We start from the raw sequence: 21768 nt of genomic DNA, 5'->3' as shown, positions 1-21768 counted from the left end.
CCTGACCGACCACTTCTTTAAAGGAAGTCACCATGTTCGACTCCGTACGCGATGATCTGCAGACCACGCTCGACGAGATCGCCGCCGCGGGCCTGCACAAGCCCGAGCGCGTCATCGGCACCCCGCAGTCCGCGACGGTCGCCGTCACCGCGGGCGGCCGCCCCGGCGAGGTCCTCAACTTCTGCGCGAACAACTACCTCGGCCTCGCCGACCACCCCGAGGTCATCGCCGCCGGCCACGAGGCGCTCGACCGCTGGGGCTACGGCATGGCCTCCGTCCGCTTCATCTGCGGCACCCAGGAGGTCCACAAGGAGCTCGAGGCGCGCCTGTCCGCGTTCCTCGGCCAAGAGGACACGATCCTCTACTCCTCCTGCTTCGACGCCAACGGCGGTGTCTTCGAGACGCTCCTCGGCGAGGAGGACGCCGTCATCTCCGACGCGCTGAACCACGCCTCGATCATCGACGGCATCCGCCTGTCCAAGGCCCGCCGCTTCCGCTATGCCAACCGCGATCTCGCGGACCTCGAGCAGCAGTTGAAGGAGGCGCAGTCCGCGCGCCGCCGCCTGATCGTCACCGACGGCGTCTTCTCCATGGACGGCTACGTGGCACCGCTGAGCGAGATCTGCGACCTCGCCGACCGCTACGACGCCATGGTCATGGTCGACGACTCGCACGCCGTCGGCTTCGTCGGCCCCGGCGGCCGCGGCACCCCCGAGCTGCACGGCGTCATGGACCGCGTCGACATCATCACCGGCACCCTCGGCAAGGCGCTCGGCGGTGCCTCCGGCGGCTATGTCGCGGCCCGCGCCGAAATCGTCGCGCTGCTGCGCCAGCGCTCGCGCCCGTACCTCTTCTCCAACAGCCTCGCCCCGGTGATCGCGGCCGCGTCCCTCAAGGTCCTCGACCTCCTGGAGTCGGCGGGCGAGCTGCGCGAGCGGCTCGCCGCGAACACGGCGCTCTTCCGCACGCGCATGGCGCAGGAGGGCTTCGACATCCTGCCCGGCGACCACGCCATCGCGCCCGTCATGATCGGCGACGCGTCCGTCGCGGGCCGCATGGCCGAGCTGCTCCTGGAGCGCGGCGTGTACGTGATCGGCTTCTCGTACCCGGTCGTCCCGCAGGGCAAGGCCCGCATCCGCGTCCAGCTCTCCGCGGCGCACTCCACCGAGGACGTGAACCGGGCCGTGGACGCCTTCGTCGCGGCGCGCGCGGAGCTCGACGCCGAGTCCGCCGGGGCGGCCGGCTGACCTGGGGCCTGCCCCCGGTTCGGACATCGGCGGCACATTTGGGAGAATCGGTCCCATGATCGAAGCGCGGCGGCTGCACATCCTCCGTGCGGTGGCCGACCACCGCACCGTGACGGCGGCTGCCGCCGCGCTCTATCTGACCCCGTCGGCGGTCTCCCAGCAGCTGACCGCCCTGGAGCAGGAGACCGGCCACCGGCTCGTCGAGCGCGGCGCGAAAGGCGTCCGGCTCACCCCGGCGGGCGAGATCCTGCTCACGCACACGAACGCGGTCCTCGCCCAGCTGGAGCGGGCGGAGTCCGAGCTCGCCGCGTACAGCTCGGGGGAGGCCGGCACCGTCACCGTCGCCGCGTTCGCCACCGGGATCGGCCTGGTCGTCGGACCGGCCCTGACCCGCCTCGCGCGGACGGCGCCCGGCATCCGGATCCGCGTCCAGGACGCCGAGGGCGACGCGAGCCTGCCCATGGTCCTCGACCGGCAGGTCGACGTAGCCGTCGCCGTCGAGTACCGGGGGGCGCCGGGCGCGGACGACGCCCGCCTGACGCGCGTACCGCTGTACGCCGAGCCGTTCGACGCGGTGCTTCCCGCGGCGCACCGGCTCGCGGCGGCCGACCGGGTGCCGCTCGCCGAGCTGGCCAAGGACACCTGGATCGGCCCCTTCCCCGGCAACCCGTGCCACGACGTGGTGGTCCTGGCCTGCGAGCACGCCGGTTTCCAGCCGCGGGTGGAACACTCCTCGGACGACTTCCGCGCCGTCGTCGCCCTCGCCTCGGCGGGCGCGGGCGTCGCCCTGGTACCACGCTCGGCGCTGCGCGGCATGGACCTGTCCGACGCGGTCGTCCGCCCGGTCGAGGGGGTGGCCCCGACGCGCAGGGTGTTCGCGGCGGTCCGCTGCGGAGCGGAGGAGCACCCTCTGATCAGGCCGGTCCTGGAAGCGCTGGGAGAAGCGGCGGAGTAGTCGGGAGCGACGGGGTCACCCCGGCGTCCCCGTGCTCGCCCGTATCCGTACCTCGCCCACGATCCGCTCCACCCGTGAGCGCGGCCCCCTCGGTTCGCGCAGCGCGAGGTCGAGGGCGGCACGGCCCATGCCGGTCAGGGGGAGGGCCACCGTGGTGAGGGGCGGGGTCAGTTCGCGCACCAGCGGGATGTCGTCGAAGCCGGCCAGCGAGATGTCCTGAGGGACGCGCAGCCCGTGGTCGCGGAACGCGGCGAGCGCCCCGACTGCCATCACGTCGGTGACGGCGAAGACGCACGTGGGCCGGGGAGTGCGGCGCAGCAGTTCGCTCGCCGCCGCGTATCCGCCGTCGCGCGTGAAGGCCCCCTCGACGACCCGTTCGTCCGCGAGGGGCACCCCTGCCTCGGCGAGCGCCTGGCGGAATCCGGTCAGCCGGTCGGCGACGGTCGTCAGCCGTGCGGGCCCGGCGAGCACCCCGAACTCCCGGTGCCCGAGGCCGAGCAGGGCGCGGGCGAGTGCCGCTGCCCCCGCCCGGTTCTCCGGCAGTACGGTGTCGACGCGCAGACTGCGGTGCCGGCTCACGACCGCGACCCGGCCCCCGCCGCGCAGATAGGGGGCGATCTCGGACTCCAGCGAACGCTCCCACGCGGGGTCCTGGAAGCCGGAGCCGATGAGCAGGATCGCGCGGGCCCGCTGCGCCCGCAGCATGGAGATGTACGCGATCTCGCGCTCGGGCGCGCGGAACGTGCTGGACAGCATCACCAGCAGCCCGGCCTCGGCGGCCCGCGCCATGATTCCGCTGGCGATCGCGGCGAAGTACGGGTCGCCCACGTCGTGGCAGATGACGCCGACGGTGTTGTTGGAGGCGCTGGCGAGGGCCTGTGCGTGCGCGTTCGGGATGTAGCCGAGTTCGTCGGCCGCTGCGCGGACCCGGCGCAGCAGGTCGTCGCGGACGCGGGTGGTTCCGTTCAGGGCGCGGGACGCCGTCGCGGGGGAGACCCCCGCCGTGCGGGCCACCGCGTCGAGGGTCACGTGCGGTGGTTGCGGGTGCCGGTGCGGTTCGCTCACCGGATTCCTCCGAGGATGCGCCGGCCTTTGGGCCGCGGAGGTATCGGACTCCTGGGGAGCAGGGCAGAGAAGGCCGGATTGCCGTCAGGGCGATCCGGCGTCCAACGCGCGTGATGATGAGGAACCCCGGCGAGATCAGTTGTTCTCAACTGTCAGTCCTCCCAGATAGGTTGTGCTTCATGACGACCGGAGCGTTGACGGCAGGTGGCGGGCACGCTCGCTACACTTTCCGGCTGCGCCTGTCGTCCACGGCGGTCCGCGCGCTGGAAGCGGAGTGGGCGCGCTGTCGCTGGGTGTGGAACGAGTCGGTGGCCAAGTCGAAGGCCGTGCATCTGCACAACAAGGCCACCGGCGAGAAGACAACGTGTGGCCCGGCGCAGCTCGACAAGATGCTGACCGCGGCCCGCACCGCGAACGCGTGGCTGCGTGAGGGCTCCAGCGTTGTGCAGCAGCAGTTGATACGGGACTTCGCGAAGTCCCGCGCGAAGGCACTGAAAGACATCAAGGCCCGGCTGCCGATACGGCAGCGGGCCGGTATGCCGAAGTACAAGAAGAAGCATCAGGTCGACCCGAGCCTGAACTACACCCAGCGCGGTTTCCGGGTGAAAGACGGCCGTCTGCATCTCGCCGGCGGCATCGCGGCGACGGTCGTGTGGTCGCGTGAGCTGCCCAAGCCGCCGTCCAGCGTGCGCGTCTACCGCGACAGCCTCGGCCACTGGTACGCCTCGTTCGTTGTCGCCACCAGCACCCAGGCGCTTGTCGAAACCGGCTGCGTGATCGGCATCGACTGGGGTGTGAAGGAGACCGCGACCACCACATCCGACGACTACGACCTTCCCCATCCCGAGCATGGCCACAAGGCCGCGCAGCGCCTGGCCCGGTACCAGCGGATGATGGCCCGCAGGAAGCCGAAGAAGGGCCAGCCCGGTTCGAACGGCTACAGGGGCGCCAAGAAGCAGGCGGCGAAGCTGCACAAGAAGGTGGCCCGGCAGCGTCAGGACACCGCCCGCAAGTGGGCCAAGCGTGTGGTCCGCGACCATGACGCCTTGGCGGTAGAGGACTTCCGCCCGAAGTTCCTGGCGAAGTCGACGATGGCCCGCAAGGCCGCTGACGCTGCGATCGGCGCGACCAAGAGCGCCCTGGTCGAGATGGCCCGTAAACACGGCCGCACCGTGCACCTCGTCAACCCCGCGCACACCACCATGGATTGTGCGCACTGCGATGCGAGAGCCAAGCATCGCCTGCCTCTCTCCGAGAGAACGTATACGTGCACCGCGTGCGGAACCGTGTCCCCCAGGGACAAGAACTCCGCCCGCGTGATGCTCGTCCGGGCTGGTCTCAACCCGGCTAGTGCTGATCTTGTAAGCCCTGCCACCTGCTAGGTGCCAGGCAAAGTGAGCTAGGAATCCCCCTGCTTCAGCGGGGGAGGACGTCAATCTGCCCCCTCGGATTCCGGTCGCGGCACCGGTCGCAGGAAACTTCGGAACGGCCTATTGACCCTGTGCTCCACGAGTCATTAGCGTGGCTGACATCTTACCAGAAAGCGCTTTCTGAAAGCGATTTCTCCCCTTCGTTGCCGTTCCACCTGTTGTTCCGTTACCTCGCGAACTCTGATACCTCAGCTCTCCTCAACTGCCTCCCGATTCGTAGGAGTTCATCGTGAGTCAGAGCACACTGCCCGCAACCCCCGCCAAGACGGCGGGAGTTGCCGACCGTCAGGCGCCCGGCCTGCGCCGGCGCGCCGCGGACGTGGCCGAGCGGAGCTGGCGCCCCGTCGCGCTGCTCGTCGTCTGTTTCGTCGCCTGGTGGGTGATCGCCGCGGCGGAGCTGGTCGAGCCGTACCTGGTGCCGTCGCCGGGCCGGACCCTCGACGTCATCCTCGACAAGCCGGACTACCTCTGGCAGCACACCTGGGTGACCACGTACGAGACGCTGCTCGGCTTCGTGATCGCCGTCGGCGTGGGCATCTTCTCCGCCGTGATCATGGTCTACTCGTCGACCGTCGAGAAGACCCTCTATCCGATCCTGCTCTTCGCCCAGGTCGTCCCGAAGATCGCGATCGCGCCGCTGTTCGTGGTCTGGCTCGGCTTCGGCATCGCACCCAAGATCCTCATCGCCGTCCTCATCGCGTTCTTCCCCGTCGTCATCTCGATGGTGACCGGACTCAAGGCCGTCGACCCGGAGATGCTCCAGCTCTCCGCGACGATGGGCGCGAGTCCCTGGCAGACCTTCCGCAAGATCCGCTTCCCGGCCTCCCTGCCGCACCTGTTCTCCGGCCTCAAGGTCGCCGTCACGCTCGCCGTCACCGGCGCCGTCGTCGGTGAGTTCGTGGGCGCGAACGAGGGGCTGGGCTACGTCATCCTCCAGGCCAACGGCAACCTCGACACCCCGATGCTCTTCGCGGGACTGCTCGTCATGTCCTTGATCGGTGTCGTGCTCTTCGTCCTCGTCGAGATCGCCGAGAAGCTGCTCCTGCCGTGGCACGCGAGCCGCCGCGACGTCGCGGCGACCACGGCGTACTGAACGCCGGCATTCCCGGGAACCGCCCCGGACCACCCACCGACCGCCGTGAGAAGGGCCGCCCCATGCATGCGCGCAGACTCCTGACCGGTCTCGTCCCCCTGACGCTCGTCGCCCTCACGGTGACGGCCTGCGGCGACGACTCCGGCTCCACGTCGACCAGTGACTCCGGCAAGAAGCTCGACAAGGTCACCCTCACGCTCAACTGGTACCCGTACGGCGAACACGCGCCGTTCTACTACGGCAAGAAGCAGAAGATCTTCGAGAAGCACGGCATCGACCTGGACATCCGCGCGGGACAGGGCTCGCAGAAGACCGTGCAGGCCACGGGCGCGGGCCAGACCGACTTCGGCTGGGCCGACACCCCCGCCGTGCTCGCGGGCGTGGACCAGGGTGTCAACGTGAAGAGCCTGGGAGTCTTCCTCCAGACGACGCCCGCCTCGGTGCAGTCGTTCGCGAGCCAGAACATCAAGTCCCCGGCGGATCTCAAGGGCAAGACCATCGCGGGGACGGCGGGCGACGCGCTGTCCAAGACGTTCCCCATCTTCCTCAAGAAGAACGGCCTCGCCGAGTCGGACGTCAAGGTCCAGAACACCGACCCCGCCGGCAAGATCGCCGCCGTCATCTCGGGCAAGACCGACGCCCTCCTCGGCTACGCGAGCGACCAGGGCCCCACCATGCAGGACAAGGCGAAGAAGGACGTCTCGTACCTCCGCTTCTCCGAACACGGCCTGAACTTCTACTCCAACGGCCTCATCGCCGGCCCCAAGACCCTCCAGGGCAAGGGCGATCTGGCCAAGCGCATGGTCGAGGCCGTCAGCGAGTCCTGGGCCGCCGCCGAGAAGAGCCCCGAGCCCGCCGTCGCCTCCATGAAGGGCGCCTCCGAGCAACTCCCGCCGGAGACCGTGCTGTCCGAGCAGTTCAAGACGACCCTGACCCTCCTGCACACGGACGCGACCCAGGGCAAGGCGCCCGGCGCCAACACCGAGGCCGACTGGCAGCAGACCATCGACGTCTTCGCCCAGGCAGGCATGGTCAAGAGCCCGAAGCCGGTGGCGGACTACTGGGATTCGGCCAACGGGATCAAGGGCTGAGCACCCGTCCCGTACAGCCCACAAGGAGAGCTGCACCATGCCGAAGGACGCCACACTGAAGAAGGCCGACGGAACGAGCGCACACGTCGGGGCCGCCGTGCGCGCGGCGGACGTCGACGTCCGCTTCCGCACGAAGAAGAAGGACGTCACCGCGCTCACCGACGTCTCGCTCGACGTCGCAGCCGGCGAGTTCGTCGCCATCGTCGGACCGTCCGGCTGCGGAAAGTCCACGCTCCTCAAGCTCGTCGCGGGGCTCCTCACACCCTCGTCCGGCGAGGTCAGCCTCTACGGCGAGCGAGTGCGCGGCCCGCGCCACGACATCGGGTACGTCTTCCAGCGCGCGGCCCTCCTGGAGTGGCGCTCGGCGCGCCGCAACATCCTGCTCCAGGCGGAGATGCGCGGCATGCCCACCGAAGTGGCACGCGCGCGTGCCGACGAACTGATCCGGATGACCGGGCTCACCGGCTTCGAGGACGCCTATCCGCACGAGCTGTCGGGCGGTATGCAGCAGCGGGTCGCCCTGTGCCGGGCCCTGCTGCACGAACCGCCCGTCCTGCTCATGGACGAGCCGTTCGGCGCCCTCGACGCGCTCACACGCGAGCAGCTCAACGTGGAGATGAACCGCATCTGGCGGCAGACCCGGACCACCGTCCTCCTGGTGACCCACTCCATCGCGGAGGCCGTCTACCTCGCGGACCGCGTCGTCGTCATGAGCCCGCGCCCCGGCACCGTCACCGAGATCATCGACGTCGGCCTGCCCGCCGAGCGGGACTACGCGGCGACGCTCGCGACCCCCGAGTTCCGCACGGCGACGGGCCGCATCCGCGAGCTCCTGGGGGCGGTCTCGGCGCACGACTGAGGACTCGGCGACTGCTCGTCCCCTGTCGGCTCACCTCACCTTCGTCCTGTTTCATATCTGAGATATCGTGCCGGATATGAAACAGGACGACGAGGGTGACCCGATCGACGCCCGCCTGGCAGCCCGACTCTCCGCGCTGCGCGCCGAGCGCGGCTGGTCCCTGGGCGAGCTCGCGGACCGCAGCGGGGTCAGCCGCTCCACCCTGTCGCGGGCCGAACGCGGCGAGATCAGCCCCACCGCCTCGCTCCTGAACCGGCTCTGCGCGGTCCACGGCAGGACCATGTCGCAGCTCCTCAGCGAGGTGGAGGCCGCGCCGGCCCAGGTGGTGCGCGCCGACGAGCAGACGGTGTGGACCGACGCGGCATCCGGATTCGTACGCCGCTCGGTGTCGCCCCCGCAGGCAGGACTGCGCGCCGAGGTCGTCGAGGGCCGCCTCGAAGCGGACGCCGACCTCGCCTACGACAGACCACCCGTGCCCGGCATCGAACAGCACATCTGGGTCCTCGAAGGAACCCTGAACATCACCGTCCGGGACAGCGAACACACGCTGCGCGCCGGCGACTGCGTGCGCTTTCGCCTGTGGGGCCCCACCCGCTTCCACTGCCCGGGCCCGGAACCCGTACGGTACGCGCTGGTGGTGGTCGAGCCATGATTCCGCAGCGTCTGACCGCAGCCGAACTCCTGGACTCCGCCGGCCTGTTGGCCGAGCTGCTCACGGACGTCGTGGCAGGCGGAGCGTCCCTCGGCTTCCTGGTACCCCTGGCCCACGGCGAGGCCGCGGCATGGTGGAGAGGCCTGGCACCGGCCGTCACCGAAGGCCGCCTCGCCGTCTGGGCCGTGCTCGACGGCGACCGCTGCCTCGGCACCGTGAGTCTCGCCTTCACCGACAAGCCCAACGGCCGCCACCGTGCCGAGGTGGCCAAACTGATGGTCCACCCGGCGGCGCGCGGCCGTGGCCTCGCCCGCACTCTCCTGACCCACCTGGAGGACGCGGCGCTCGACGCGGGCGTGAGCCTCCTCGTCCTCGACACGGAGACGGACTCGCCCGCCGAAACCCTCTACCGCACCGCCGGTTGGACGCGCGCCGGGGTGATCCCGGACTACGCGACCGATCCGACAGGGACCCCGCACCCCACGACGCTCTTCTACAGGCGCCTCGAGGCACGGGATCCCGTGCGCACTCCTCAGTACCGCAGCGCCGCCAGATACTCGTAACTGTTGCGGGCCGTCGCGAACGGATCCTTCGGGGTGTCGTGCTCCACCAGCCACTGCCTCACGCCGCCGGCCTGCGCGTCGTCGAACATGGCGGCGAAGTCGAGCGTCCCCGACCCCACGTCGGCGAACCCGCCGTCGGGCGCCATGTCCTTCACATGCAGGGCCGGGAAGCGGCGCCGGTGCCGGACGAAGTACGCGGCGGGATCAGCCCCGCCCTTCGACGCCCAGTACACGTCCAGCTCGAAGGCGACCAGATGCGGATCGGTCTCGCGGACGAGGATGTCGTACAGGTTCTCCCCGTCCAGCACGTCATGGTCGCCGTCGTGGTTGTGGAACAGGACGGGGCCCAGACCCGCCTCGCGTGACGCGGCGCCGATCCGGTTGAACTCCCGTGCCGCCTCCCGGTATCCGGCCGGACTGTGCATCGAGCCCGGCAGACTGGGCACCACCGGCCACCTGGCGCCCAGGGTGTGCAGATCCTCCAGGGCCTGCGGCAGCCCGCTGCCCGTCAGCGTCGTGTACGCGACATGCTCCAGGACCGCGCGCAGGCCGACCGTGTCGAGCATCCGCCGGATGTCCGCCGCCCCGTACCCGTGCCGCCCGCTCACACCGACCGTCGCGTACCCGATCTCCGCGAGCTGCGCCACGGTGCCGGCGAAGTCCTTCGCGAGGACGTCACGCATCGTGTAGAGGTGCATGCCGATGCCGCCGCGCGGGATGCGCCGCCGCTGCCCGGCCGACGCCGGCAGCGCCGCACCGACCGCTGCCGCGAGCCCCAACGACGTACCGAGAAAGGCCCTTCTGCTGCTCTTCATTGCCCACACCCTTCACTTCACCGTGATCCGGACCGAGCCGGTGGTCGTGTCGCCCTTGTCGTCGGTGACGGTCAGATGCGCCGTGTACGCACCCGCGCGCGCGTACGCGTGCTGGGCGTCGGCGCCCTCCGTACCGCTCGGCTTGCCGTTGTCCCCGAAGTCCCAGTGGTACGAGGCCGCGGTACGGCCCTCAGGGAGCTTCACCGTGCTCTTGAGCGCGACGGTGAGCGGCGGTGCACCGGCCTCCGGTGTCGCGGTCACCTTCACCTTGGCGCCCGTGCGCTTCTCCACTCCGGGCCCGTTGAAGTGCAGCCAGTCGACCGCGAAGAGGTCGGGCTTGTCGGCGCTCCACTGCGGGTTGGTGAAGACGGCGTACAGCGGGAACGTGCCGTTGTATTCGGCCAGTTGGGTGGTGGGTGACACCACGTTGCCCCAGTCTCCCGTGTTTGGGACGGACACCTTGCCGAGCAGCTTGCCGGTCGGGGAGCCCACGCGGAACTCGACGTCGCCGCCGATCCCGCCGGACGCGGCGCCCACGGTCACCGAGTCGACGCCCTTCAGATGCATCGGGTCGAAGGACACCCAGTCCCCGTCCTCGATCTCGGTGAGCCGCTTGCCGCCCGAGGCGTCCGCGCGGCTCGCGACCACGACACCGTCGTGCGCGCCACCGGTCTTCGTGAAGTGCTCGGCCTCACGGAACGAGGTGCGCAGCGAGAGCGACGCCGACCCGGTCAGCGCGGGCACGCCGCCCGCCCCGCCCTTGTCCTCGTACTGGGCGCTGATGCCGTAGTACAGGTTCTGGCCGGGCCCGTGGCTGTCCCCGGCGTCCGTCACGATCTCCCCTGCGCACCCCGTGTAGTTGTCGAGCGGATGCAGATGGGAGTCGTGGCCGAGCTGGGACTGGACGACGACGCGCGAGCAGTCGATCGGACGCCCGTCCTCCCGGTCCGTCACCTTGATCGTGAACGGGATCGTGTCACCGAAGCTGAACGTCCCGCCGTTCGGCGGCTGTTGGATCGTCACCTTCGGCCGCGTGTTCCCCACGGTGATGTCCTGCACGGCCCGTCCGGTCAGACCCGTCGGCCCGGTCACCGTCAGCCGCGCGGTGAACACGCCGTTCTTCGTGTACGTGTACGTCGGGTTGGCGTCGGTCGAATCGGTGGTGCCGTCCCCGTCGAAGTCCCAGGCGTACGTCACGGGTTTGCCGTCCGGCAGGCCCGAGCCGGCGCTGGAGAACGTGACGGCGAGCGGCGCCGAGCCGCTGTCCGGCGCAGCGGCTGCCCGCGCGTCCGGCAGGCGGCTGTCGGCGACGTAGTCGATCCGGTAGATGCCGGCGCCCTCGTTGCTCCCGCCGCGGCCCGTGCCGCTGCCGAGCCCGAAGTCGATGACGTACAGCGCCCCGTCGGGACCGAAGTCCGCGTCGAAAGGCTGGTTCCACTTCATGTCGCCGAACACGGAGTTGATGGACTGCACATCGCCGGCCTTGGCGGGCGCGAACCGCGGATCCGTGAACGTCTGGTCCTTCTCCTGGATCGAGAAGGTCTTGAACCACTGCCTGGTCAGCTCGTAGTTGAACCACTTCCCGTCGAAGTACTCAGGGAACTTGGTCTTGTTCGGGTTCGCGGGATCGTAGGTGTACACGGGACCGCTCATCGGACCGCCGCCGCCGGTACCGAGCTCCGGGAACTGCTCCGAGGCCGAGTACGCGTACCAGACCGTCGCCGGGTGCGCGGGCGGCAGGTCGCGCAGACCGGTGTTGTTCGGCGAGTCGTTCACGAGGTGAGCGCAGTCGAACTTCGCCCCGGACGTCTTCGACTCGAAGTCGTAGTCGCTGAAGGGGGTGTTGTCGCCGATGCAGTACGGCCAGCCGTAGTTCCCCGCCTTGGTGATGCGGTTGAACTCGACGGTGCCCTCGGGCCCGCGGTCGGCCACCGCGTTGCGCGCGTCGGGACCGTAGTCACCCACGAGGAGCGCCCCGCTGACCGGATCCGTCGTGATCCGGAACGGGTTGCGCATGCCCATCGCGTAGATCTCGGGGCGGGTCTTGTCGGTACCGGGCGCGAACAGGTTCCCCTCGGGGACGCCGTACGTGCCGTCGGCCTTCGGGGTGATCCGCAGCACCTTGCCGCGCAGGTCGTTCGTGTTGCCCGCGGTGCCCTGCGCGTCCCAGGCGCGCCGGCCCTCGCGCTCGTCGATCGGGTTGAACCCGTCCGACGCGAAGGGGTCCGTGTTGTCGCCCGTCGCGATGTAGAGGTCACCCTTGTTGTCGAACGCGATCGAGCCCGCCATGTGCGAGTTGGCGCGACCCTCGCCCCGCCAGGTCGGCAGGGTCAGCAGGCGCTTCTCCGACGCCACGTCGACCTTGCCGCCCGACTCGGTGAACCGCGAGAGGTTGATCCGTTTCTCGGTCTTGTCGGAGTTCAGGAGATAGATCCAGTGGTTGTCCCGGAACTTCGGATCGAGCGCGAGCCCCAGCAGGCCGTCCGACTGACTCGTCATCTCGGGCGTGTAGTCGAGGTCGAGCGCCGTGGTGACCTTCAGCGTCTCCTGGTCGATGATCTTCAGCTTGCCGGTCCGCTGGATGAAGAACACGCGCCGGTCCGGCGCCACGGCCAGCTCGAACGGGTCGGCGAGGTCGGCCGTCGCGAGCGGGGTGCGCTGGAAGCTGCCGGTCTTGGTCGCCGAGCAGTCACCCGGCTTGTCACCGGCCGCCCACTGGATGCCGCCGAGGATGTGCTGGAGGAAACCGGCCTCCTCGAACGCCGACTTGGCGTGCCCGCCCGCGGTGAACCAGGAGCGGCCGCCGTCGTAGTTCTGGCACCACGACCACGGATGATCGACGCCCTCGTCGAGGCCGGTGACTCCGTCACGCACCTTGACCTGCGCGAGCGTGTGCACCTTCCCGGTCGGGTTGGTGCGCCAGTTGTACCACTCCTCCGTACGCTCCCAGAGCTCCGGAAGCCCCTTCGTGGACGGGTGCGCATGGTCGAGGACCTTGATCCGGCCCGTCTGAACGGCGGGATGCTGATCGAAGATGGCTCCGACGAGCCCCTCGTACCAGCCCCAGTCCCGCTCGCTGGCGGACGCGGCATGCAGCCCGACCCAGCCGCCGCCCCCGCGGACGTACTTCTGGAGGGCCGCGCGCTGGCCGGAGTCGAGCAGATCGCCTGTCTCCGGCGTCGAGTTGGTGTTGTTGAAGACGATCGCCTTGAAGCGGGCGAGGTTCTCGTCGGTGAACGCGGCCGCGTCGTCCGTCGCCTCGACCTCGAAGCCGTTCTCACTTCCGAGCTTCTTGATCGCGTCGATGCCCGCCGGGATCGAGTCGTGGGCGAAGTTCGTGACCTTGGAGAAGACGAGTACGCGGTACGAGGCCGCGGCGTGGGCGCGCGGCGGGGCCGCAAGGCCGAGCCCGACGACGAGGGCGACGAGCGCGAGGAGGACGGTCCAGGGCGAGCCCCTGTGCGGGCTTCGCCGGCTGTGCTGGCTTCGCGCCGCGGACGTGGTGCGCGCGGGAGGACCATGTCTCCCGGACGGTACGGGTGTGGCGGAACTCGTAGAACTCATGGCGCTCCCTTGGCTGTTGGCCGGTGGCCGACTCGGGCGTGCGGTGAGTGCTGCGGGAATGCCGGAACGCCTGGAAGCCGAAGCTTAGAAAGCGCTTTCCCGATGGCGTCGCTCAGCGTAGGTTCCGAGCGGAGGGGGGTCAATGGGGCGGGGCGGGGTGAGGGGCGCGGAGGGGGCGCCGCGAATCGCGGGGGAACCGGCGGCAGTCGCCCCGCGGGGGGCCGGGGGCGGTTGCCTCACGGGGGAGCGGGTGACTGCCGCCGTTGAACCGGTGAAGAGGGCTGTCGATCGCGGGGGCCGGTGGAGCGGTTGATCGTCGTTCGCGGGGCGCCAGCCCGGTGCTGGTCGCGCCCGAATTGGTGGCCGGATGTGCGTTGTCCGCGGGGACCGGGTGCCCGGTGCCGGGGGTACTTGAACGGGTGGGGCGGCCGGTCGTCGTTCGCCGAGGCCCGGTGCCGGTGGCGCCCGAACCGGGATGCCGGCAGCCGTTCGCGGGGATCCGGCGCCCGTCACGCCCGAACTGGTGAGTCGGTAGAGGTCGGCTGTCTCGTGTATGCGCTCCGACCGGCGGTTGTCAGTGGCCTTGGCTACGGTTTCTTCCATGCAAGACGCCGACGACGTACGTTCCATCGCACTCGCCCTGCCGGAGGTGACGGAGAAGATCGCCTGGAGCATGCCGACGTTCCGGGTCGCGGGGAAGATGTTCGCCACGATGCCCGAGGAGGAGACCTCCATCGCCGTGCGCTGTCCGAAGGTGGAGCGCGACGAACTGGTCCTGGCGGAGCCGAAAAAGTTCTGGATCGCGGACCACGAGGCGGGCTTCGCGTGGGTGCGGGTGAGGCTTGCTGCGCTCGACGACGGTGATGAGCTGCGTGACATCCTCACCGACTCCTGGCGCCAGGCCGCTCCAGGCCGACTCCTCGACGCCCACCCGGAGTTGGGCCCACCGGATCCGGCGGCCTGAAATTCCCGGGGCGATGTCAGTGCCGCGTGGCATGATCCGGCAGGGGTGGGGGACGCGGAGCCGCTGGGGCCGCCGCGCCGCCGGGGAGGGTACGGGCAGGCATGGGCGGAATGTCGAAGGAAGGGCCACGGGGGTCGGGGGAGGAGCGGGAACGGGCCGGGGATTCGACTGGGGGGTCGAGTCCTGGTGCTGGTCCTGGTGAGCGCGGGCGCCCGCGGGATTCGGCTGGCGGGGCCGGCGGGTCTGGCGGGTCGACTCCTGGTCCCGGTGAATCGAGGCGGCCGCGCGGCGGTATCTGGTCGCGGGACTTCGGGCTGTTCTTCTCGGCGCGTGCCGTGGCCAAGCTGGGGGACACCATGCTGCCGGTGGCGCTCGCCGCGGGCTTGCTCCAGCACGGGTACGGCGCGGGCGCGGTCGGCCTCGCGATGGCCGCATCCGTGGCCTGTTTCGCCGGACTCGTCATCTTCGGCGGCGTCTTCGCGGACCGGTTCAACACCCGACTGCTGATGATCGGCGCCGACGTCACGCGCCTGGTCACGCAGTCCCTCGCCGCGGTCATGTTCTTCTCCGGGCACGTGGTGCTCTGGGAGATCTGCGTGATCGGCGCGGTGAACGGCGCGGCGGCCGCCCTGTTCCAGCCCGGCGTGGCCAGCACCGTCCCGCGCCTCGCCGCCGACGTGCAGGCGGCGAACGGCGCGATACGCGTGGCCGAGTCCGTGGCGCAGCTCGCGGGCCCTGCCGTCGCCGGCCTGCTCGTCGCGTTCGCCTCACCGGGCATCGTCTTCGCGGCCCACGCGGGCACGTACGGGTTGAGCGCCTTGTGCCTGCTGCTGCTCCGACTGCCGCCGGCTCAGCCCGGTACCGAGGCGATCCGCGGAAGTGGGTTCCGGGCCGATCTCGTCGAGGGCTGGCGGGAGTTCAGATCGCGCACGTGGCTCTGGGGAGTCATTGCCATCTGGTGCGTACTGATGATCGCCGCCTGGGGCCCGGCCGTCCCGCTCATTGCCACCCAGGTCGTCCAGGAGCACGGCCCGCGCGCTTACGGCCTGATCAACTCGGCGCTCGGCCTCGGCACGGTCATCGGCGGCGTCTTCGCGCTGCGACTGCGCCCCCGCCGGATGCTGCGCGCCGGCGCCGTCGCCCTGTTCGGCTTCAGCTTGTTCCCGGCGGCGGTGGGCGCAGGGTTCGGCGTGGAGTGGATGGCGGCGGGCGCGGTCGTCGCGGGCACGGGCATGTCGTTCTGGGGCGTCATGTGGGCGACCAGCATCCAGACCCAGGTCCCGCGCGACGTCCTCAACCGCATACACGCCTACGACGTCGCGGGCTCCCTCGCGATGACACCGGTCGGCCAGGCGCTCGCGGGCCCCGCCGCCGGAGTCTTCGGCACGCGCCACGTCCTGCTCGCCGGTGGCGTCACGACCGTCCTCGTGGCGGCGGCCCTGCTCTCCGTCCCCGCGATCAGGGGCCTGATACGGGTGGACAGCACCGTGCCGGTGCCGGGCCGGAACCCGGGCAAGTCCGCCTCTACCCCCGAGCCCGCCCAGCGAGGAAGCCACTGATCCGCTCCCGTAGGGACGCGGGGTCGAGGCCGTGCGCGGCCACGTGCTCCTCGATCTGTCCGTACCGGCGCAGCTCACGGCGGCCCACACCCAGCCCCAGCACCCGGTGCGGCAGATCGGCGAGCGCGTCGTTGGCGGCCGCCGTCGATGTACCCGCCAGATACGGCTCGACGATCACCACGTCGGCGGCGTCGGCCGCACCCGCGGCACGGCGCAGTGCCTCGGAGTCGAAGGGCCGCACCGTGGTGGCGTAGAGCACGGTCACGTCGAGGCCCTCGGTAGCGGTGAGGACCGCGTCGAGCATCGGCCCGACCGCGACCACGACGCCGCTGTGGCCTTCGCGGACGGTCAGGAAACGCTCCCCGTCGACGGCGAGTGCCTCCTTGTTCGACTGCACCGAAAGGCGGACGTAGACGCGGTCGTCACCGGCGCCGACCGCATGCCGCAGCAGCGTCTCGGCCTCGTCCGGGTGCCCCGGCACATGCACGGTCCAGCCGTCGAGGGTGTCGAGCAGCGCCACGTCTCCCGGTGCCATGTGCGTGAAGCCGCCGGAGGGCCAGTCGAAGGAGGCGGCGGCGCTCACCAGGACCCCGCCCACGTCCTGATGCCCGAGGTCGAGCTTCACCTGCTCGAAGGGTCGCTCCACCAGGAAGCTGGCGAAGGTGTGCATGACGGGCCGTAGCCCGGTCAGCGCGAGCCCCGCCCCTGTCCCGATGAGCAGCTGCTCCCTGATGCCCACGTTGATCACCCGGTCCGGGTGCCGGCGTTCCGCCTCCACGAAGCGGTCCCTGCCGATCTCCGCGAGGACGACGGCGACCCGGGGGTCCTCGTCGAGCAGCCGGGAGACGACAGAGGCGAATCGATCACGCATGGTGTCCATGACGTGGGGGTCCTTCCTGGGAAGTGAGAGCAGAAAGCGAGAGCAGGAGCGAGGGACGGTGCGAGTCAGGCGTTCTTGGGCTCCACGCGGGCGACGATCACGCGAGGCTTTCCGGGGTGCGGCGTGGTGAAGGCCTCGTACAGGGCCTCGTGATCGCGTCCGTCGACGGTCGCGGCGGACCAGCCGGCCGCCTCGAAGCGGGCGGCGATGCCGCCGGGCCGGGCGTGGCTGGCCGAGGAATTGTCGACGACGACGGTGTGCAGCCGGTCGAGGGCGGCGGGCCCCGCGAAGGCGATGGCCTCGTGGTTGCTGCCCTCGTCCAGCTCGGCATCCCCGATCAGCGTCCAGACCGCCGGCCCCGCGAGGCCTTGCGCGCGTAGTCCGAGTGTGGTCCCGACGGCGATCGGCAGCCCGTGTCCCAGGCTCCCGCTCGCGATCTCCACGCCGGGGACGAGGATGCGGTCCGGGTGGTGTCCGAGCGGGGAGTCGTACGACCCGAAGCCGGGCAGCCACTCCACCGGCACGAACCCCTTCGCGGCGAGCACCGCGTAGTACGCCATGGGGCCGTGGCCCTTGGACAGCAGGAACCGGTCACGTTCCGGATCCCGGACACCGTCGGGCGTCACCCGCAGCACGAGGTCGTAGAGCACCCACAGGACATCGAGGGTGGAGGTCGCCGCGGGGCCGTGCTTCTCGTCGCCGGTCATGCGGGCCATGAGGGCCGGAAGATCTTCGTAAGAGTAGGAGGCCGTCGCTGTACGTGCCGCTGTCGTTGTCATGACAGGAGCGTGCAACCTCAAGTCAACTTGAGGTCAAGAGTGACCTGCCGCGCGCCGACCGCGGAAGAAAGGGGTGCGCGACCACGGCCCCGAGTGCGGTATGGTTTCTCTGCGCGTTCGGCCAGGGGAAAGCCCAGGTCAGACGAGCACCGGGACGTGGCGCAGCTTGGTAGCGCACTTGACTGGGGGTCAAGGGGTCGCAGGTTCAAATCCTGTCGTCCCGACAGTTCGAACGTATCGAACGTCGCAGGTGAAGGGCCGTTTTCGAACGGCCCTTTTTCTGTTCCCGGGGCCCGCTCCCTGGGAGCGATGGGAGGGAGCACGCTCCCTCCCAGTCCCCATTACGGATTGCTCCCACTCGGGCCACTGGCCCCATATTCGATTTCTTGGCCACGCGTTCGCATCCGTGCCCGTTTTGTGACCGCAGGCTCCCCGTCGTTCGGGGGGTCTTACGGGTATGGGCTTGCGCTCTTCGCGCAGGTCACACTCGCTCCCAGTGGGAGCGGGGCTGGGAGCGGCGTCCCCGTAACCGGAACCGACGTTATGGGGCCATGCGAAATCTTGGCCCCATGTCCGATTTCAGGGACCCCATATGCCAGATTTCTGTCCCGGCCGTTGTGCGCGGCATCGAGACGTTGAACGCGGTTGGGAGATGCTGCGACGGTGGGAGCGGGTGCGCGGATTGGGCTCGGACGTGTGGGGAAACGTTTCCGGCCGGGTGCGCTTGTCGCGTCGGTTGGGGTGTCGAGCGGGTAGACGTCGTCCTCGGAGTGCCGGAAGCCGATGGTCTGCCACAGTGCGGCTGCCGAATACCGCATCCGCCCAGGTCAGGCGGCATTCCGGTACTCGTGGATCACTCCGCCGAGCCGGTCTCGGCGGCGTATGTCGAGACCGGCATTTGTCCGGATCGGTGATTGGTTCGGTGGCGCGCGCAGTGGCGCCGCCTGGTTCATCGCTTGGTGGGGCCGGTGAGCATTGTGATGGAGTTCGAACTGGCGAAGGGCGTGCCGCAGGTGGTGCTCGTTCCAGATCAGGGTGTGGTCCAGGAGTTCGTGGCGGCGGGTCTGGACTCAGCGCTCGGTGATGGCGTTCATGCGTGGTATCCGGACGCCGGTGAGCACGGTCTGGATGTTGGCGTCGCACGGGATCTGGTCGAAGAGAACAGGGGATTTCGCGTCCCGGACCGGATGAGGTGCATGGTGCTGGTTCCCGTGTCCTCGAGGTCCATGGCCAGGTTCCGGGTGGCCTGGGTCATGCATGGTGCGGTGGGTTGGGCGGTGGTGCCCGAGATCCGGATGCGGCGGGTGGTGTGCTCGATGACCGCGAGGATGTACTGGCGCTTGCCGGTCAGGGTGATGGTTTCGATGAAGTCGCAGGCCAGGAGGGCCTCGGCTTGGGAGTGCAGGAAGTCGGCCCAGGTGGTGGCGCTGCGGTCGGGTGCGGGGTTGATGCCTTCGACTCTGAGGATCTCTCAGACGGTGGAGGCGGCGACCTTGATGCCGAGTGTGGCGATTTGCCGTGCACCCTGCGGTAGCCCCACGAGGGGTTCTCCCGGACCAGGCGCAGGATCAGCGTGCGGATCGGGCGAACGGTGGGTGGGCGGCCTGGCCTCTTCGGCCGGCAGGTGTGGGGGTGGCGCTGCTTGATCAGGTTGCGGTGCCAGCGCAGCACGGTGTCGGGTTGGACCAGCAGCCGGAGCCGGCGCAGAGCCTGGCGCGGGAGCGGCATCAGCAGAGCGGCGAGGAAGCCTCGGTCTTCCGAAGTGAACTCCACTCAGTCCGTGCCGAGTTGCCGTTTGGGGACCGTGATCTGGTGGCGCAGGGCAAGGATCTCCGCGTCCTTGTCGCGGTCGCTCATCGGTAGCAGTCGCAGCATGGCGAACGCGTTGGTGAGGGTCAGGTAGGCGAGACGAAGCAACACAAGTGCTCATCATGTCGCAGCACCGCACAGACCCCTGAGCTGCACGGACGGCATTCTCGGCAGGCGCACTGTCCCGCTCGCTGACTCGGAGCAGATAGCCTACCTCGACATACGGAAACGCCAACGCCTCGGCGGCATTCTCCACGAATACGAACATGCCGCGTGACCGGCGCGGACGAAGTTCTCGGCAAGCGCAGGGCCGGTGTCCAGGCTCGCGGGTGGCAGCCGTAACTACGTCATGGCGGTGGCCTCGGCCTCTATGCGCTCCTGCAGGTTCCGCTGGGCCAGAACCCGGATCAGCTCGATTCCGTCCGCCGTACGCAGTGACTCCATCAGCCGGAGTAAGTCATGTTGGGGCAAGCCCATCGTGTCACCTCTCTCAACAAGCCTCTTCTACTCGGAAAGTTGCGCGATGGCCGCCTCATGACCAGGGGCTACATAGAGATCGCTGTTACCCTGTGCCGTTCGGAAACTCATCGCTACTGCTCGGAGGCGGTCTGGCGCGGCATCACTGTCTGCTGGAAACCTGTCCGGGTGATCGTTTCACTGGTGTACCAGGTGGCGCGGAAGCTGCTGGCAGCCGCGGCGGTGCTGCTGCGCCGGGACGTGGCCAAGGACGCGGAATTGCTGGTGCTGCGGCACGAGAACGCGGTGCTGCGCAGGCAGCTCACGAAGCCGGTTCGCTACGAGCTGGCGGATCGGCTGTGGTTCGCAGGGCTGTCCTCGCTGATTCCGCGGCGCCGGTGGGCGCAGGTGTTCCCGGTGGCGCCCACGACGCTGCTGGCGTGGCACCGCAGGCTGATCGCCCTGAGGTGGGACTACAGCAAGTGCCGGAGCAGGCCCGGTCGACCGTCGACCGCGAGTGCGGTGAAGGCTCTGGTGCTGCAGCTCGCCAAGGAGAATCCGGCCTGGGGCTGCCGACGGATCCAGGGGGAACTCGTCCGGCTCGGACACCCGGTCGGATCGACGACGGTCTGGGAGATCCTCACCGCAGCGGGCATTGATCCAGCCCCACGCCGCAGCGGCCCGACGTGGCGCGAGTTCCTGACCGCGCAAGCCGAGGGGATCATCGCCTGCGACTTCGTCCATATCGACCTGGTCGATCTGCGCCGGGTGTACGCGCTCGTGTTCCTCGAGCACGGCACACGCCGGCTACACATCGCGGGAGTGACTGCCCATCCCAACGGGCCCTGGACGGTGCAACAGGCGAGAAACCTTGCCGTCAAATTGGGTACGCGGGCAGAATCGCTGCGTTTCTTGCTCCGAGACCGGGACGCGAAGTACACCGAGTCCTTCGACGCGGTCTTCTCGGCCGACGACATCCAGGTTGTGAGGAGCGCGCCGCGGGCCCCTCGGATGAACGCCCACTGCGAACGGGTCATCGGCACGCTGCGGCGCGAGGTCCTCGACCACCTCTTGATCTGGAACGAGTTCCACGCCCAGCACGTCCTCGATGAGTACGTCCGGCATTACAACGGTCATCGCCCCCACCAAGCTCGCCGACAGCTCCCTCCCCTCGCCCTGGAGCACCCGACGCCCATGGCCGCTCCGTCCGTTCACCGGGTTCTACGCACCCGAATACTCGGCGGCGTGATCAACGAGTACAGACACGCAGCCTGACCAGGGGCGATGAGTTTCCGAACGGTACAGGTATTCGGCACCCGCAAGTTGTGTGGGACGCCGCCGAGCCAGCCAGGGCGTGATGTTGGCATGGGCGTGGCAAAAGTGCGCTCGGGGACAGCTTGCGAACCGGCGAAGGAAGTGCTGGCCCCGGCGCGGGCTGGACAATCCCCGTACACGTCGTGCGCAGGCTTGCCTGGTAGTGACGCTCCGTCCACCGGCCCGAGCTGCCCCGCACCAGCGCGCCACGGCGCGTCACACGTTTGTCTGGCCCCGCCGCATCGGCAAGACCCGCTCCTGCGTTCCGTTCCCGTCCTGCCACCGCAGGTGGACGTTGAAGCGCCGGGCGCCGCGATGGGTGTCCGACACCGGAATCCACGGCACTGGATAGCGGGCGCCCTTGTCTAGCCGCTGGAGCGGAAACTCGTCCGGCGGGCAGTCCGCCAGCTCTACCGCGGCACCCTCGATGTCCGCGACCGCCAGGTGAACCCGCTCGGCCGGCGCGGGGCCGTGATTCCAGATGACCAGGTGGTACCCGGCCTGCCGGACTGTGCCATCGAACAGCTTTATCCTCGCGAAGTCCGAAGTACGGTGGAAGTAGGCGGTCACGTCGGCGCCGAGCGTCTCGCGTTTGCGGGCGCGATGCTGGATGTACGCGGTGGCGGCCGAGAGGGCGAGCGCGCAGAGCGCGATCAACGTGCCCATCCAAGCA

General features: G+C 69.5%; 19 protein-coding genes, 1 tRNA gene and 1 pseudogene. 13 read left to right on the top strand and 8 right to left on the bottom strand.

The window, feature by feature from the left end:
• The first annotated feature begins 32 nt into the window (after window positions 1–32).
• Together OHO83_RS10970 and OHO83_RS10965 are read left to right on the top strand one after the other, a co-directional pair.
• Window positions 33–1247 carry a glycine C-acetyltransferase gene (locus OHO83_RS10970; protein ID WP_330279358.1) on the top strand — a complete coding sequence of 405 codons (1215 nt, stop codon included), beginning with the start codon at window positions 33–35 and terminating at the stop codon, window positions 1245–1247.
• Window positions 1248–1302: 55 nt separating this feature from the next.
• The gene (locus tag OHO83_RS10965; RefSeq protein WP_330279357.1) at window positions 1303–2202 is read left to right on the top strand and encodes a LysR family transcriptional regulator; all 900 of its coding nucleotides are present in this window, start codon (window positions 1303–1305) and stop codon (window positions 2200–2202) included.
• A 15-nt stretch (window positions 2203–2217) separates the two neighbouring features.
• On the opposite strand, the gene OHO83_RS10960 is transcribed toward OHO83_RS10965, so the two are convergent.
• Window positions 2218–3231 carry a LacI family DNA-binding transcriptional regulator gene (locus tag OHO83_RS10960; RefSeq protein WP_329433308.1) on the bottom strand — a complete coding sequence of 338 codons (1014 nt, stop codon included), beginning with the start codon at window positions 3229–3231 and terminating at the stop codon, window positions 2218–2220.
• Between the two features lie 215 nt (window positions 3232–3446).
• On the opposite strand from OHO83_RS10960, the gene OHO83_RS10955 reads away from it, so the two are divergent.
• The 6 genes from OHO83_RS10955 (at window position 3447) to OHO83_RS10930 (ending at window position 8955) form a co-directional block, all read left to right on the top strand.
• Window positions 3447–4649 carry an RNA-guided endonuclease InsQ/TnpB family protein gene (locus OHO83_RS10955; protein ID WP_330279356.1) on the top strand — a complete coding sequence of 401 codons (1203 nt, stop codon included), beginning with the start codon at window positions 3447–3449 and terminating at the stop codon, window positions 4647–4649.
• Window positions 4650–4926: 277 nt separating this feature from the next.
• A complete protein-coding gene (locus tag OHO83_RS10950; RefSeq protein ID WP_327578998.1) occupies window positions 4927–5790 on the top strand; it encodes an ABC transporter permease in 864 nt (287 codons plus the stop codon).
• A gap of 62 nt (window positions 5791–5852) precedes the next feature.
• Window positions 5853–6881 carry an ABC transporter substrate-binding protein gene (locus OHO83_RS10945; RefSeq protein ID WP_266675544.1) on the top strand — a complete coding sequence of 343 codons (1029 nt, stop codon included), beginning with the start codon at window positions 5853–5855 and terminating at the stop codon, window positions 6879–6881.
• Window positions 6882–6918: 37 nt separating this feature from the next.
• Window positions 6919–7740 (top strand): ABC transporter ATP-binding protein, encoded by an 822-nt coding sequence (locus tag OHO83_RS10940; protein ID WP_329433305.1) that lies wholly within the window; start codon window positions 6919–6921, stop codon window positions 7738–7740.
• Window positions 7741–7816: 76 nt separating this feature from the next.
• Window positions 7817–8392 carry a helix-turn-helix domain-containing protein gene (locus tag OHO83_RS10935; RefSeq protein WP_330279355.1) on the top strand — a complete coding sequence of 192 codons (576 nt, stop codon included), beginning with the start codon at window positions 7817–7819 and terminating at the stop codon, window positions 8390–8392.
• Window positions 8389–8955 carry a GNAT family N-acetyltransferase gene (locus tag OHO83_RS10930; RefSeq protein ID WP_330279354.1) on the top strand — a complete coding sequence of 189 codons (567 nt, stop codon included), beginning with the start codon at window positions 8389–8391 and terminating at the stop codon, window positions 8953–8955. The genes OHO83_RS10935 and OHO83_RS10930 overlap by 4 nt, the downstream gene beginning before the upstream one ends.
• On the opposite strand, the gene OHO83_RS10925 is transcribed toward OHO83_RS10930, so the two are convergent.
• Window positions 8925–9770 (bottom strand): sugar phosphate isomerase/epimerase family protein, encoded by an 846-nt coding sequence (locus tag OHO83_RS10925; RefSeq protein WP_330279353.1) that lies wholly within the window; start codon window positions 9768–9770, stop codon window positions 8925–8927. The two genes, OHO83_RS10930 and OHO83_RS10925, sit on opposite strands and share 31 nt — an antisense overlap.
• A gap of 12 nt (window positions 9771–9782) precedes the next feature.
• Entirely contained in the window at window positions 9783–13334 is a 3552-nt protein-coding gene (locus tag OHO83_RS10920) for a ThuA domain-containing protein (protein WP_330279352.1), read from the bottom strand.
• A gap of 601 nt (window positions 13335–13935) precedes the next feature.
• Here OHO83_RS10920 and OHO83_RS10915 point away from each other — a divergent pair.
• Together OHO83_RS10915 and OHO83_RS10910 are read left to right on the top strand one after the other, a co-directional pair.
• Window positions 13936–14298, top strand: a complete 363-nt coding sequence (locus OHO83_RS10915) for an MmcQ/YjbR family DNA-binding protein (RefSeq protein ID WP_266675559.1) — start codon at window positions 13936–13938, stop codon at window positions 14296–14298.
• Between the two features lie 335 nt (window positions 14299–14633).
• Window positions 14634–15857 (top strand): MFS transporter, encoded by a 1224-nt coding sequence (locus OHO83_RS10910; RefSeq protein WP_443066040.1) that lies wholly within the window; start codon window positions 14634–14636, stop codon window positions 15855–15857.
• On the opposite strand, the gene OHO83_RS10905 is transcribed toward OHO83_RS10910, so the two are convergent.
• Window positions 15823–16737, bottom strand: a complete 915-nt coding sequence (locus tag OHO83_RS10905; protein ID WP_330279351.1) for a transketolase family protein — start codon at window positions 16735–16737, stop codon at window positions 15823–15825. The genes OHO83_RS10910 and OHO83_RS10905 overlap by 35 nt on opposite strands.
• A 65-nt stretch (window positions 16738–16802) precedes the next feature.
• A complete protein-coding gene (locus OHO83_RS10900; protein ID WP_330279350.1) occupies window positions 16803–17516 on the bottom strand; it encodes a transketolase in 714 nt (237 codons plus the stop codon).
• A 150-nt stretch (window positions 17517–17666) separates the two neighbouring features.
• Here OHO83_RS10900 and OHO83_RS10895 point away from each other — a divergent pair.
• Window positions 17667–17740: transfer RNA gene (locus OHO83_RS10895), tRNA-Pro, on the top strand.
• Window positions 17741–18484: 744 nt separating this feature from the next.
• Window positions 18485–19162, top strand: coding sequence for a hypothetical protein (locus tag OHO83_RS47010; protein ID WP_443066039.1), 678 nt, complete (start codon window positions 18485–18487; stop codon window positions 19160–19162).
• 127 nt (window positions 19163–19289) lie between these two features.
• Here the strand turns inward: OHO83_RS47010 and OHO83_RS10885 are convergent, their stop codons facing one another.
• Together OHO83_RS10885 and OHO83_RS47005 are read right to left on the bottom strand one after the other, a co-directional pair.
• Window positions 19290–19436, bottom strand: a complete 147-nt coding sequence (locus tag OHO83_RS10885; RefSeq protein WP_330279349.1) for a hypothetical protein — start codon at window positions 19434–19436, stop codon at window positions 19290–19292.
• Between the two features lie 240 nt (window positions 19437–19676).
• Window positions 19677–19802: pseudogene (locus tag OHO83_RS47005) on the bottom strand (IS256 family transposase); the annotation flags it as partial.
• A 168-nt stretch (window positions 19803–19970) separates the two neighbouring features.
• Between OHO83_RS47005 and OHO83_RS10880 the strand changes: the two are divergent.
• The gene (locus OHO83_RS10880; protein WP_330280752.1) at window positions 19971–21056 is read left to right on the top strand and encodes an integrase core domain-containing protein; all 1086 of its coding nucleotides are present in this window, start codon (window positions 19971–19973) and stop codon (window positions 21054–21056) included.
• Window positions 21057–21311: 255 nt separating this feature from the next.
• On the opposite strand, the gene OHO83_RS10875 is transcribed toward OHO83_RS10880, so the two are convergent.
• The gene (locus tag OHO83_RS10875) at window positions 21312–21761 is read right to left on the bottom strand and encodes a hypothetical protein (protein WP_330279348.1); all 450 of its coding nucleotides are present in this window, start codon (window positions 21759–21761) and stop codon (window positions 21312–21314) included.
• Window positions 21762–21768 lie beyond the last annotated feature (7 nt).

The organism is Streptomyces sp. NBC_00569, from assembly GCF_036345255.1.
Lineage (GTDB): Bacteria > Actinomycetota > Actinomycetes > Streptomycetales > Streptomycetaceae > Streptomyces.
Note: the sequence above shows the minus strand (reverse complement) of the source record. Positions and strands in the feature narration are given on the sequence as shown.

Bases quoted from the DNA above. Each gene is read 5' to 3' on its own strand.
- OHO83_RS10970 (WP_330279358.1), top strand. From the start codon at position 33: ATGTTCGACTCCGTACGCGATGATCTGCAGACCACGCTCGACGAGATC.
- OHO83_RS10965 (WP_330279357.1), top strand. From the start codon at position 1,303: ATGATCGAAGCGCGGCGGCTGCACATCCTCCGTGCGGTGGCCGACCAC.
- OHO83_RS10955 (WP_330279356.1), top strand. From the start codon at position 3,447: ATGACGACCGGAGCGTTGACGGCAGGTGGCGGGCACGCTCGCTACACT.
- OHO83_RS10945 (WP_266675544.1), top strand. From the start codon at position 5,853: ATGCATGCGCGCAGACTCCTGACCGGTCTCGTCCCCCTGACGCTCGTC.
- OHO83_RS10940 (WP_329433305.1), top strand. From the start codon at position 6,919: ATGCCGAAGGACGCCACACTGAAGAAGGCCGACGGAACGAGCGCACAC.
- OHO83_RS10935 (WP_330279355.1), top strand. From the start codon at position 7,817: ATGAAACAGGACGACGAGGGTGACCCGATCGACGCCCGCCTGGCAGCC.
- OHO83_RS10930 (WP_330279354.1), top strand. From the start codon at position 8,389: ATGATTCCGCAGCGTCTGACCGCAGCCGAACTCCTGGACTCCGCCGGC.
- OHO83_RS10925 (WP_330279353.1), bottom strand. From the start codon at position 9,770: ATGAAGAGCAGCAGAAGGGCCTTTCTCGGTACGTCGTTGGGGCTCGCG.
- OHO83_RS10920 (WP_330279352.1), bottom strand. From the start codon at position 13,334: ATGAGTTCTACGAGTTCCGCCACACCCGTACCGTCCGGGAGACATGGT.
- OHO83_RS10915 (WP_266675559.1), top strand. From the start codon at position 13,936: ATGCAAGACGCCGACGACGTACGTTCCATCGCACTCGCCCTGCCGGAG.
- OHO83_RS10905 (WP_330279351.1), bottom strand. From the start codon at position 16,737: ATGGACACCATGCGTGATCGATTCGCCTCTGTCGTCTCCCGGCTGCTC.
- OHO83_RS10900 (WP_330279350.1), bottom strand. From the start codon at position 17,516: ATGACAACGACAGCGGCACGTACAGCGACGGCCTCCTACTCTTACGAA.
- OHO83_RS10875 (WP_330279348.1), bottom strand. From the start codon at position 21,761: ATGGGCACGTTGATCGCGCTCTGCGCGCTCGCCCTCTCGGCCGCCACC.